The organism is Vandammella animalimorsus (genome assembly GCF_002285285.1).
Lineage (GTDB): Bacteria > Pseudomonadota > Gammaproteobacteria > Burkholderiales > Burkholderiaceae_C > Lampropedia > Lampropedia animalimorsus.
In genome coordinates, this window is the sequence record NZ_NSJF01000007.1 from 1 (window position 1) to 11,365 (window position 11,365).

Here is an 11,365-nt window from a genome sequence, read left to right on the forward strand (position 1 = left end):
TGCCCGAAGGCAAGGAAATGGTCATGCCTGGCGACAACGTCAGCATCACCGTCAAGCTGATTGCCCCGATCGCCATGGAAGAGGGCCTGCGTTTTGCGATCCGCGAAGGCGGTCGTACCGTCGGCGCCGGCGTGGTGGCCAAGATCATTGCCTAACTCTCAGGTGAGAAGGAAGTCACACCGTGAGCAAGCAAAAGATCCGTATCCGCCTCAAGGCCTTCGATTACAAGCTGATCGACCAGTCGGCAGCCGAAATCGTTGATACCGCCAAGCGCACCGGCGCCATCGTCAAGGGCCCAGTGCCCTTGCCCACGCGCTTCAAGCGTTTCGACATCCTGCGTTCGCCGCACGTCAACAAGAGCAGTCGCGACCAGCTGGAAATTCGCACGCACCAGCGTTTGATGGACATCGTTGATCCGACCGACAAGACCGTCGATGCACTGATGAAACTGGACCTGCCTGCTGGCGTGGACGTGGAAATCAAGCTGCAGTAACGCGCGCTCTGCGTCATTAAAAGCCTGTGTCGTTTTTGCGGCACAGGCTTTTTTCATAGTATGGCCAGCAATGCAGCCTGCTGCGCAGGGCAGACAGACAGTTTTGAGTGTGACTTCAGCATCTGGCACAGGGGGAGCTTGCTGTTTGTTTTTTGGCTGGCTATAATCGCTGGCTTCGCCTATTGGCGCGCCATTTTTGTGGTTTGTCTGGGGCGGAGATTTTTTCAACAACCTTCTCTCACGCTGGCGTCATGACTGGATGTGATGGCTGGCAAACGCATGCCGCCAATTGCAGTGGCTGCGGTGAGAGTTCTGGAGCAAAACAATGAGTCTGAGTAACTCCCTGGGGTTGCTGGGCCGCAAGGTGGGCATGATGCGCCTTTTCACCGATGACGGGGAGTCCATCCCTGTGACGGTGGTGGATGTGTCGGGCAACCGCGTGACCCAGGTCAAGACCCAAGAGAACGACGGGTACACCGCTCTGCAGCTGACTTTCGGGTCGCGCAAAGCGTCGCGTGTTACCAAGCCTGAGGCTGGCCATCTGGCCAAGGCAGGGGTTGAGGCGGGTGAGATCGTGCGCGAATTCCGTGTCACCGAAGAAACCGCTGGCCAATACGCCGCTGGCGCTAATGTGCCGGTCGCAAACCTGTTTGCTGCAGGTCAAAAGGTGGATGTGCAGGGCACCTCCATCGGTAAAGGCTATGCCGGCACCATCAAGCGCCACAACTTCGGCTCGCAGCGCGCCTCGCACGGTAACAGCCGCTCGCACAACGTGCCCGGCTCGATCGGTATGGCTCAGGACCCTGGTCGCATCTTCCCCGGCAAGCGCATGACTGGCCATATGGGCGATGAAACGGTGACCACGCAGAACCTGGACATCGTGCGTGTCGACGAAGCGCGCCAGCTGCTGCTCATCAAAGGTGCCATTCCCGGTGCCAAAGGTGGTTTTGTGACGGTTCGTCCTGCTGTGAAGGGAGCGAAGTGATGCAAGTAGAGCTCCTCAACGATCAAGGCCAGGCCTCGACCTGCGATGTGCCCGAGGCGCTGTTCGGCCGTGACTACAACGAAGCGCTGATCCACCAGATTGTCGTGGCCTATCAGGCCAATGCCCGTCAGGGTACGCGTGCGCAGAAGGACCGTCAGCAGGTTCGTCACTCGACCAAGAAACCGTTCCGCCAGAAGGGTACCGGCAATGCGCGCGCCGGCATGACGTCCTCGCCGCTGTGGCGTGGGGGCGGTCGCGTGTTCCCCAACCTGCCCGAAGAGAACTTCTCGCACAAGGTCAACAAGAAGCAATACCGTGCTGGCATCGCTTCGATCTTCTCGAAGCTGGTGGCCGATGGTCGCCTGTCCGTTGTCGAGGACATCAAGCTCGACAGCCCCAAGACCAAGGCGTTCGCTTCCAAACTCAAAAACATGAAGGTCGATTCTGCGCTGCTGATCGCCGATGAGGTTGATGAGAACCTCTATCTGGCATCGCGCAACCTGGCCAACGTGTATGTCATCGAGCCCCGTTACGTCGATCCTCTCTCGCTGGTGCATTTCAAGAAGGTGCTGGTGACCAAGGGTGCGGTTGACAAGCTCAAGGAGATGTTCGCATGAGCCGCATCAATCCGACCCCCAAAGAGCGCCAGTTCAGCGAAGGCCGCCTGTATCAGGTGCTGGTTGCTCCCATCGTTTCGGAGAAGGCCACATTCGCGGCCGAAAGCTCCAACGCTGTGACCTTCAAGGTCCTGCGTGATGCCACCAAGGCCGAGATCAAGGCAGCCGTTGAGCTGCTGTTCAAGGTTGAGGTCGAGGGCGTCTCCGTCGTCAACGTCAAAGGCAAGACCAAGCGCTTTGGGCGCACCATTGGCCGCCGCGATCATGTGCGCAAGGCCTATGTGCGTCTCAAGGAAGGTCAAGCGCTGAACCTGTCCGGGGAGGCTGCGTAAACCATGGCTATCATCAAACTCAAACCCCAGACGCCCGGTCAGCGCGGTGCGGTGAAGATTTCCCGCGCGCATCTGCACAAGGGCAAGGGCTACGCTCCACTGCTGGAGTCGCAGCACCAGAAGTCCGGCCGCAACAACAACGGTCACATCACGACGCGCCACAAAGGCGGCGGTCACAAGCACCACTACCGTGTGGTGGATTTCCGCCGCAACGACAAGGACGGTATCCCAGCCAAGATCGAGCGCATCGAGTACGACCCGAACCGCTCGGCCCACCTGGCCCTGGTGCTGTACGCCGATGGCGAGCGTCGTTACATCATTGCCCCGCGTGGTCTGGAAGTTGGCGCCAGCATCGTCTCTGGCGCTGAGGCTCCGATCAAGGCCGGCAATACGCTGCCCATCCGCAACATCCCGGTGGGCTCGACCATCCACTGCATTGAGCTGCAGCCTGGCGCTGGCGCGCAAATCGCCCGCTCGGCCGGTACTTCGGCTACGTTGTTGGCCCGTGAAGGCGTTTATGCCCAGGTGCGTTTGCGCTCTGGTGAAGTGCGCAAGGTCCACATCGAGTGCCGCGCCACGATTGGCGAAGTCGCCAATGAAGAGCATAGCCTGCGCCGTTTTGGCAAGGCCGGCGTCAAGCGCTGGATGGGCATTCGCCCGACCGTGCGTGGTGTGGTGATGAACCCGATCGACCACCCGCATGGTGGTGGTGAAGGCCGCACGGGCGAAGGCCGTCATCCTGTGGATCCATGGGGTAACCTGACCAAGGGCTACAGGACCCGTAATAACAAGCGGACACAGACTTTCATTGTGTCGCGTCGTAAGAAATAAGGGCAGGGCGCCATGACACGTTCACTCAAGAAAGGTCCTTTCGTGGATCACCACCTGCTGGCCAAGGTTGAGAAAGCCGTTGCTGGCAAGGACAAGCGGCCGGTCAAGACCTGGTCGCGCCGCTCCATGGTGTTGCCGGAGTTCATCGGTCTGACGATCGCTGTGCACAACGGCAAGCAGCATGTGCCTGTGTATGTTACCGATCAGATGGTTGGCCACAAGCTGGGGGAGTTCGCGCTCACCCGCACCTTCAAGGGCCACCCTGCTGACAAGAAAGCCAAGAAGTAAGGAGTCCAATCATGTCTGAAACACGTGCTGTACTCCGTGGCGTGCGCCTGTCTGCCGACAAGGGCCGCCTCGTGGCCGACCTGATCCGTGGCAAGAAAGTGGAGCAGGCTTTGAACATTCTGCAGTTCTCGCCGAAGAAGGCTGCCGGCATCATCAAGAAAGTGCTGGAATCGGCCATTGCCAACGCCGAGCACAACGACGGCGCCGACATCGACGAGCTGCGCGTCAAAACCATCTACGTCGAGCAGGGCATGACCCTCAAGCGCTTCGCTGCACGCGCCAAGGGCCGTGGTAACCGCATCAGCAAACCGACCTGCCACGTCTACGTGACGGTGGGCTACTAAGCCAGAGGACGACTATGGGACAGAAAATCAACCCAACCGGTTTCCGCCTGGCGGTAAGCCGCGATTGGTCCAGCCGTTGGTACGCCAACAACCGCGATTTCGCTGGCATGCTGGCCGAAGACATCGAGGTGCGCGATTACCTCAAGAAGAAGCTCAAGAACGCGCAGGTCTCGCGCGTGCTGATCGAGCGTCCTGCCAAAAACGCCCGTATCACCATTTACTCGGCACGTCCGGGTGTGGTGATCGGCAAGAAAGGTGAGGACATTGAGAACCTGAAGAAGGAGCTCACCCGCATGTTGGGCGTGCCGGTGGCTGTGAACATCGAGGAAGTGCGCAAGCCTGAGATCGATGCCCAGCTGATTGCCGACAGCATCACCCAGCAGTTGGAAAAGCGCATCATGTTCCGCCGCGCCATGAAGCGCGCCATGCAGAACGCCATGCGCCTGGGCGCCCAGGGCATCAAGATCATGTCTTCGGGCCGTCTGAACGGCATCGAAATCGCCCGTACCGAGTGGTACCGCGAAGGCCGCGTGCCGCTGCACACGCTGCGCGCCGACATCGACTATGCAACCTCGGAAGCCTCCACGACCTACGGCATCATCGGTGTCAAGGTCTGGGTTTACAAGGGCGATACGCTGGGCCGCAATGACCTGCCCGCAGCCCCTGAGCCCCGCGCTGACGAGGAGCGTCGTCCGCGTGGCCGTCGCCCGGCCGGTGGCCGCGGCGGTCGTCGCGGTGCCGGCAGCAATGCCGCGCCGGTCGATGGTAGTGACAAACCCGCAGAGGCACTCGGTGCCAATGCATCTGCCGCCGTTAAGCGCGCTGCTGAAAGCGCGCCCGCCACAGCTGCGGACGGTAAAGGAGAATAAGCATGCTGCAACCTGCTCGCCGCAAGTACCGCAAAGAGCAAAAAGGCCGCAACACCGGGATCGCAACCCGTGGCAACACGGTAGCGTTTGGTGAATTCGGTCTGAAGTCCACCGATCGCGGCCGCCTGACGGCCCGTCAGATCGAATCGGCGCGTCGCGCCATCACCCGCCACGTCAAGCGCGGCGGTCGCATCTGGATCCGCGTGTTCCCGGACAAGCCCATTTCCACCAAGCCCGCTGAAGTGCGTATGGGTAACGGCAAGGGCAACCCGGACTACTACGTGGCCGAGATCCAGCCGGGCAAGGTGATTTACGAGATCACTGGCGTGCCTGAAGAGCTGGCGCGTGAGGCTTTCCGTCTGGCTGCGGCCAAGCTGCCGCTGCGCACGACCTTCGTGACCCGCCAACTGGGCGCTTGATTCAGGAGATACCCACATGGCTAAGAAATCGACTGAAAAGCAAAGCAAGGCCCAGGCACTGCGCGAGAAAGACGTCGCCGGCCTGAAAGAGGAAGTCAAATCGCTGCAAAAGGCCCATTTCGGCCTGCGCATGCAGGTGGCGACCCAGCAGCTGAACAACACGTCGGCACTGCGCACCACTCGCCGCGACATTGCCCGCGCCAAGACCATCCTGAACCAGAAGCAAGCCCAGGCGAAAGCCAGCTAAGGAGCCGATATGACGGAAGAAAAGAAATCCCTCAAGCGCACCTTGGTTGGCAAGGTGGTCAGCGACAAGCGCGCCAAGACCGTGACCGTGCTGGTGGAGCGCCGCGTCAAGCACCCGATCTACGGCAAGATCGTGATCCGTTCGAGCAAGTACCATGCCCACGACGAAGCGGGCGAGTACAAGCTGGGCGACACCATCGAGATCACCGAAAGCCGTCCGATCTCCAAGACCAAGACCTGGGTGGCCACCCGCTTGGTACAAAAAGCCGCGCTGGTGTGATGCCATAGGTTGATGCCGATGCATTGAATGGCACTGGCGTCCAACCCAACCCGCCAACAAAGCCCTGCAAGCGATTGCAGGGCTTTGTTTTTGTGGTTTGGCTCTGCCGTTTCCATCTTGCCTGCACGAAGCACAGGCGCAGCGCCTGAGCAGGGCCCGATCTGCGCGACAATCTCGGCCATGACTTTCGCGCCGCTTCAAAACGACACTTTTCTGCGTGCCTGCCGCCGTCAGGCTACCGACTACACCCCCCTGTGGATGATGCGCCAGGCCGGGCGCTATTTGCCCGAGTACAAGGCCACGCGCGCCAAGGCAGGCAGCTTCATGGGGTTGGCCACGAATGTGGACTACGCCACAGAGGTGACGCTGCAGCCGCTGCAGCGCTATGCGCTGGATGCGGCGATCCTGTTCTCCGACATTCTTACCGTGCCCGATGCCATGGGCCTGGGGCTGCATTTCATCGAAGGAGAAGGCCCGCGCTTTGAGCGCTGTGCCGCCGATGAGGCCAGTATTGCCGCGCTGCGCGTGCCCGACATGGATCGGCTGCGCTATGTGTTCGATGCCGTAACCTCAATCCGCCGTGCGCTGGCCGGACGGGTGCCGTTGATCGGCTTTTCCGGCAGCCCCTGGACGCTGGCTTGCTACATGGTCGAGGGTGGCAGCAGCTCTGACTACCGCAAGATCAAAACCCTGATGTATGCCCGCCCGGATCTGCTGCAGCGGCTGCTGCAGATCAATGCCGATGCCGTGGCTGCCTATTTGAACGCTCAAATCCAGGCGGGCGCTCAGGCGGTGATGTTGTTTGACAGCTGGGGCGGGGTGTTGGCGGACAGCCATTTCCGCAGCTTCAGTCTGGCCCATACAGCGCGCGTGCTGGCGCAATTGCAGCGCCTCGGCCCCGATGGCAGTGATGTGCCGCGCATTGTGTTCACCAAGGGCGGGGCCTTGTGGCTGGACGCCATGGCCGGGCTCGATTGCGAGGTGCTGGGCCTGGACTGGACTGCCAATCTGGCCCAGGCTCGCGCCTTGGTTGGCGGGCAGGCCGGACAGCCGGGCAAGGCGTTGCAGGGCAATTTGGATCCCAATGTGCTGTTTGCGCCACCTGCGGTGATCGAACGGGAGGCTCAGCGTGTGCTGGAGGATTTTGGACCACCCCACACAGACAGGGCCAGCAGCGGGCCCACGCACGTCTTCAACCTGGGGCATGGCATCAGCCAGTTCACCCCGCCCGAGCATGTGCATTGCCTGGTCGAAGCCGTGCACACCCATTCGCGCCGCATGCGCCAGTTGGCATCCACGCCGCGCTGAAGCGGGGGGCCATCGTTGCGTTGGACGGACTGGACTGGCAGACAGGCCCAGGGCTTTGTGCACACCGCAAGCCATGCGTGCACTGAGTGCAGCCTGGTAAGCCGATGTTTTTAAAAACCATCCATAACCCATTGATTTTTATTGGGTGAAAGCTTTGCTTAAATCGCAGGCAAGCTAAGCAAGGGCTTGATTTCACAGGCCTTGAAGGCAGATGCCTGCAGCTTCTCCACAAACTTGTCCACAGAAATTGGGGGTTATCCCTGAAATCGCTGCGCGATCAAGCTGTTGCGCGTGTTTTGGGTTGGGGCAAGGGCATCGCAACCGGACATCACAGGCGCTGCAGGGGGATTGGCCTTTGACTTTACCCACAGCGGCTCCCCCCAAGGCAGAGGATTCCTGCTGTGTGCTTGAGTTGGTGGCAACCCCATGAATTCATTGAAATTTCTTTGCTTGTCAACATGCTTGAAGGTGCTGAGGCAAAGCCATTGATGCCATGGCAACGGGCTTGCGAGCATGCTATGCACAGACTTATCCACATGGTGAGGGCAGGCCTCCTTCATGCGGCAGTGCGCCGCAAACGTGCCCTATGACGGCGGGACAGAGCGGGGCCGCCGTGCCGGAGGCCGATGTGCATTCCATTCAGGTCGCGGTGGATGCGCCGTTTCACAGCGGCATTGGGCATTTGCTCAGCTACCGCAGTGCCAACGCGCTGCCGCCGGGCACGTTGGTGCGCGTGCCTTTGGGCCAGCGCGAAGTGCTGGGCATCGTATGGCCAGAGCCGGTCGCACAGGGCCAAGCCCAAACACCGTCCACACAGGTCGCGCCGCTGCCCGACGGCCAGGCATTGCGCGAAGTGCTTGAGGTGCTCGATGGGCAGCCGCCGCTGGCCCCAAGCTGGTGCCACTTGATTGAGTTTGCTGCGCGCTACTACCAGCGCAGCCTGGGCGAAATGGCCCTGCTGGCGTTGCCCGCAGCCTTGCAGGAGCAGCGCGCCGCGCAATGGCACAAGCGCCTGGCCAAGCTGGCCGCGCGAGCGCCGGCCCCTGCCGCCGCCCCCATGCCGGCCTTGCCCGCCCCGGCGCTGACGCCTCAGCAGCAGGGCGCGCTGCAAGCCCTGCGCCAGCATGGCGCAGGCACCAGCGTGCTGCATGGCGTGACCGGCAGCGGCAAGACCGAGGTTTATCTGCAACTGGCCGAGCAGCTGCTGCGTGAGCAGCCGCAGGCGCAGGTGCTGTTCATGGTGCCGGAGATCAACCTCGTGCCCCAATGGCAGGCGCTGCTGCAGGCGCGTTTTGGCCCTTGGCTGGGGGCCGATTGCGTGGCCGTCATGCACTCGGGCCTGACGCCCGTGCAGCGCCTGAACCACTGGCTGGCCGTGCACCATGGCCACCAGCGCCTGGTACTTGGCACGCGCCTGGCTGTGCTGGCCAGCTTTGCCCAGCTGGCGCTGATCGTCGTCGACGAAGAGCACGACCCCAGCTACAAGCAGCAGGAAGGCGCGCGCTACCACGCGCGCGATCTGGCCGTGTGGCGCGGGCGGCAACTGGGCGTGCCCGTGGTGCTGGGTTCGGCCACCCCCTCGCTGGAGAGCTGGCACAACAGCCGCGCCGCCAGCGCAGGCGATGCTGGCGGCCGCTACCAGCGCCTGAGCATGCCCGAGCGCATTGGCGGTGGCGCACTGGCCGCGCTGCGCGTGGTGGATATGCGCGAGCAGCCGCGCGAAGCCGCACTGGCGCCGCCGCTGCTGCAGGCCATGCGCGAGCGGCTCGAAGCCGGCGAGCAATGCATGGTGCTGCTCAACCGGCGCGGTTATGCCCCGGTGCTGCGCTGCGGCGCCTGCGGCTGGAAAAGCGATTGCCCGCACTGCTCGGCGCACCAGGTGCTGCACAAGGCCGAGCGCAGCCTGCGCTGCCACCACTGCGGCTGGGCCTGCCCCGCGCCGCGCCACTGCCCGCGCTGCGGCAGCATCGATCTGGCGCCGCTGGGGCGCGGCACCGAGCAGTTGCAGGAGCTGCTGCAAAAAGAGCTGGGCGAATTGGTGCTCAGCGATGGGCGCATTCCGCAAGTGCTGCGCATCGATGCCGACTCCACGCGCCACAAGGGGGCGCTGCAGCAAAGCCTGGCCCAGGTGCATCGCGGCGATGTGGACGTGCTGGTGGGCACGCAGATGATTGCCAAGGGCCACGACTTTCGGCGCATCGGCCTGGTGGCCGTGGTGCAGCCCGATGGCGCGCTCTATTCCAGCGACTTTCGCGCGCCCGAGCGCCTGTTTGCGCTGCTCATGCAGGCGGCCGGTCGCGCCGGGCGCGATGCCCAGTACATGCAGGCCGGCGCCTCGCAGCCCGAGCTGTGGCTGCAGACCCACGAGCCTGGCCACCCGCTGTACGCCGCCCTGGCGCGGCAGGACTACCCCGGCTTCGCCGCGCAGCAACTGCGCGAGCGCCAGCAGGCCGGCATGCCGCCTTTCGTCTACCAGGCGCTGCTGCGCGCCGATGCCCGAACGCAGGACGCCGCCCAGGCCTTTCTGCGCCACGTGGCCCAGCAGGCCCGCGCTGCGGGGCTGCCCGGGCAGGAATGGGTCACGCTCTACCCGCCGCTGCCGCTGAGCGTGCAGCGCGTGGCCAATACCGAGCGCGCGCAAATGCTGCTCGAAAGTCCATCGCGCAAGGCATTGCAGGCCTATCTGGCTGCTTTGCAGGCACTGTTGCACCAGGCCCGCAGCCAAGCCCCCAAAGGCCTGCTGCGCTGGCTGGTGGACGTGGATCCGCTGGCCATTTGAGCCCTACGGCCAGGCTTGCAGCCTGCCCCGGCGCGTTGCGTCGGTAGCGTAGAAAGCCACTGCTCTCCAAATGGGCGCGGCTTCAAAAGCCGCGCATCTGCAGCCACTGCTGCGGGTCGGCGCGGTCTGCGCGCCATTGGTTGATGGGGGCGCTGTCGTCGGCGTAGCCCAGGGCGATGCCGAAGGCGATCATGTAGTGCTCCGGCAGGCTCAGCAGCGGCTTGAGCGCGCCTTGGTAGCGGCGCCAAAAGCCTTGGGCGCAGGTGGCCAGGCCGTGGGCCGTGGCCTGCAGCATCAGCGATTGCAGGTAGATGCCCAGGTCAATCCACTGCGCATGGCCCATGCGCTGGTCGATGCAGACCAGGATGCCTACGGGCGCGCCGAAGAATTCGAAGTTCCTGGCCAGCTGCGTCAGGCGCGCGGGCTTGTCGTCGCGGCCTATGCCCAGGCTGGCGTACAAGTCCTCGCCGTTTTTGTAGCGGCGGCTGCGGTAGGGCTCCCACAGGCTGGGCGGGTAGGAGAGCTGGCGCTCGTCCTCATCGGCCTGGCCTTGGCGCGCCGTGGCGATGAGCTCGGCCAGCGCCGCGCCGCGCAGGGCCAGCACCTGCCAAGGCTGCAGGTTGCCGCCGGAAGCGGCCCGGCCGGCCTGCACCAGCAGGCGCCGCAGCAGCTCGGGGTCGGGCTCCTGGCGGGTGAAGGCGCGCGCGGAATAGCGCGCCTGCAGGGCGGCTTCCACGGCAGTGGCTGTTGTGGCTGCTGTGGCTGCCGCTGCAGCGGCGGGGGCATCGGTATGGGTGTGCATGGCGGTGTAGTGCGTTGAAGGGGGATGGACAATGGCCTGCAGGCGCAGGCGCGCCAGGGCGTGAACAGGCGCTCAGGCCAGTGCGCGGGCCAGTGCGGCGATGGCCTGGGGCAGCTCGCTCATGTGGGTGATGAAGTGCTGCACGCCGGCTTGGCGCATGGCTGGCGTGTAATGGCCGCTCTTGTCGTAGCCGATGACGGTGGCGCCGGCGGCCAGGCCGGCGCGGCTGCCGGGCACGGAATCCTCAACGACCAGGCAGCGCTCAGGCGCCACGCCCACGGCTGCGGCGGCCTGCAGGTACACGTCGGGGAAGGGCTTGTTGCGCGGCAGGTCCTGGCCGCTGAAGATGCGCCCCTCGAAGTAGCGCCACAGGCCGACTTTCTGCAATTGCAGGTCGAGCTTGTGGCGATCGCCGCCGGAGGCGCAGGCGATGCGCCCGGCAAATTGCCGGTGCAGGGCCTGCACGGCCTGCGGCGCGCCGGGTTCGGGCTGCAGCTCGGCGCTCAGGCGTGCGTTGCGGCGCGCGTAGAAGTCGGCCATCCAGGCCTCGGTCAGGGGCTGGCCGGTCTCGGCCTCGATGCGCTCGCGCTGGTCGCGCACGGCCCGGCCGTGAAACAGCGCAAAGCACTGCGCATAGTCCAGCGCCCAGCCCGCTTCGTTGAGCATCTGGCACAGCACTTGGTTGGTGATGCCTTCGCTGTCGACCAGCACGCCGTCGCAATCGAACAGCACGGCATCGAAGGGCAGGGAGTGGGTATCAAGGGGCATGACG

General features: G+C 63.7%; 16 protein-coding genes. 14 read left to right on the plus strand and 2 right to left on the minus strand.

Annotated elements, in window-relative coordinates; all coding sequences use genetic code 11:
* The 14 genes from CK620_RS12025 to priA form a co-directional block, all read left to right on the plus strand.
* The coding region (locus CK620_RS12025; RefSeq protein WP_473964913.1) for an EF-Tu C-terminal domain-related protein at positions 1 to 155 on the plus strand (155 nt) is incomplete at its 5' end.
* A gap of 26 nt (positions 156 to 181) precedes the next feature.
* On the plus strand, positions 182 to 493 hold the full coding sequence (rpsJ, locus tag CK620_RS12030) for a 30S ribosomal protein S10 (RefSeq protein WP_095540420.1): 312 nt from the start codon (positions 182 to 184) through the stop codon (positions 491 to 493).
* A 325-nt stretch (positions 494 to 818) separates the two neighbouring features.
* On the plus strand, positions 819 to 1,478 hold the full coding sequence (gene rplC / locus CK620_RS12035; protein ID WP_095543546.1) for a 50S ribosomal protein L3: 660 nt from the start codon (positions 819 to 821) through the stop codon (positions 1,476 to 1,478).
* Positions 1,478 to 2,095 (plus strand): 50S ribosomal protein L4, encoded by a 618-nt coding sequence (gene rplD, locus CK620_RS12040; protein ID WP_095543547.1) that lies wholly within the window; start codon positions 1,478 to 1,480, stop codon positions 2,093 to 2,095. Before rplC ends, rplD begins: the two co-directional genes overlap by 1 nt.
* Positions 2,092 to 2,427, plus strand: coding sequence for a 50S ribosomal protein L23 (gene rplW / locus CK620_RS12045; RefSeq protein ID WP_095540423.1), 336 nt, complete (start codon positions 2,092 to 2,094; stop codon positions 2,425 to 2,427). The genes rplD and rplW overlap by 4 nt, the downstream gene beginning before the upstream one ends.
* A gap of 3 nt (positions 2,428 to 2,430) precedes the next feature.
* Positions 2,431 to 3,258: a 50S ribosomal protein L2 gene (gene rplB, locus CK620_RS12050; protein ID WP_095543548.1), complete on the plus strand. Its 828-nt coding sequence runs from the start codon at positions 2,431 to 2,433 to the stop codon at positions 3,256 to 3,258.
* 12 nt (positions 3,259 to 3,270) lie between these two features.
* A complete protein-coding gene (gene rpsS / locus CK620_RS12055; RefSeq protein WP_095540425.1) occupies positions 3,271 to 3,546 on the plus strand; it encodes a 30S ribosomal protein S19 in 276 nt (91 codons plus the stop codon).
* Positions 3,547 to 3,557: 11 nt separating this feature from the next.
* Positions 3,558 to 3,890 (plus strand): 50S ribosomal protein L22, encoded by a 333-nt coding sequence (gene rplV, locus CK620_RS12060; RefSeq protein WP_095550511.1) that lies wholly within the window; start codon positions 3,558 to 3,560, stop codon positions 3,888 to 3,890.
* 14 nt (positions 3,891 to 3,904) lie between these two features.
* Positions 3,905 to 4,759: a 30S ribosomal protein S3 gene (gene rpsC, locus CK620_RS12065; protein ID WP_095543549.1), complete on the plus strand. Its 855-nt coding sequence runs from the start codon at positions 3,905 to 3,907 to the stop codon at positions 4,757 to 4,759.
* Between the two features lie 2 nt (positions 4,760 to 4,761).
* Positions 4,762 to 5,178 carry a 50S ribosomal protein L16 gene (gene rplP / locus CK620_RS12070; protein WP_095540428.1) on the plus strand — a complete coding sequence of 139 codons (417 nt, stop codon included), beginning with the start codon at positions 4,762 to 4,764 and terminating at the stop codon, positions 5,176 to 5,178.
* A gap of 16 nt (positions 5,179 to 5,194) precedes the next feature.
* Positions 5,195 to 5,425: a 50S ribosomal protein L29 gene (gene rpmC / locus CK620_RS12075; protein WP_095540429.1), complete on the plus strand. Its 231-nt coding sequence runs from the start codon at positions 5,195 to 5,197 to the stop codon at positions 5,423 to 5,425.
* Positions 5,426 to 5,434: 9 nt separating this feature from the next.
* Entirely contained in the window at positions 5,435 to 5,704 is a 270-nt protein-coding gene (gene rpsQ, locus CK620_RS12080) for a 30S ribosomal protein S17 (RefSeq protein WP_095540430.1), read from the plus strand.
* Positions 5,705 to 5,884: 180 nt separating this feature from the next.
* Complete coding sequence (hemE, locus tag CK620_RS12085) at positions 5,885 to 7,012, plus strand: uroporphyrinogen decarboxylase (protein ID WP_095550512.1); 1,128 nt, start codon at positions 5,885 to 5,887, stop codon at positions 7,010 to 7,012.
* Between the two features lie 586 nt (positions 7,013 to 7,598).
* Positions 7,599 to 9,791, plus strand: coding sequence for a replication restart helicase PriA (priA, locus tag CK620_RS12090; protein WP_095550513.1), 2,193 nt, complete (start codon positions 7,599 to 7,601; stop codon positions 9,789 to 9,791).
* 82 nt (positions 9,792 to 9,873) lie between these two features.
* On the opposite strand, the gene CK620_RS12095 is transcribed toward priA, so the two are convergent.
* Both CK620_RS12095 and CK620_RS12100 read right to left on the minus strand, forming a co-directional pair.
* The gene (locus tag CK620_RS12095; RefSeq protein ID WP_095550514.1) at positions 9,874 to 10,593 is read right to left on the minus strand and encodes a nitroreductase; all 720 of its coding nucleotides are present in this window, start codon (positions 10,591 to 10,593) and stop codon (positions 9,874 to 9,876) included.
* 72 nt (positions 10,594 to 10,665) lie between these two features.
* Positions 10,666 to 11,361, minus strand: a complete 696-nt coding sequence (locus CK620_RS12100; protein WP_095550515.1) for an HAD family hydrolase — start codon at positions 11,359 to 11,361, stop codon at positions 10,666 to 10,668.
* Positions 11,362 to 11,365: the final 4 nt, after the last annotated feature.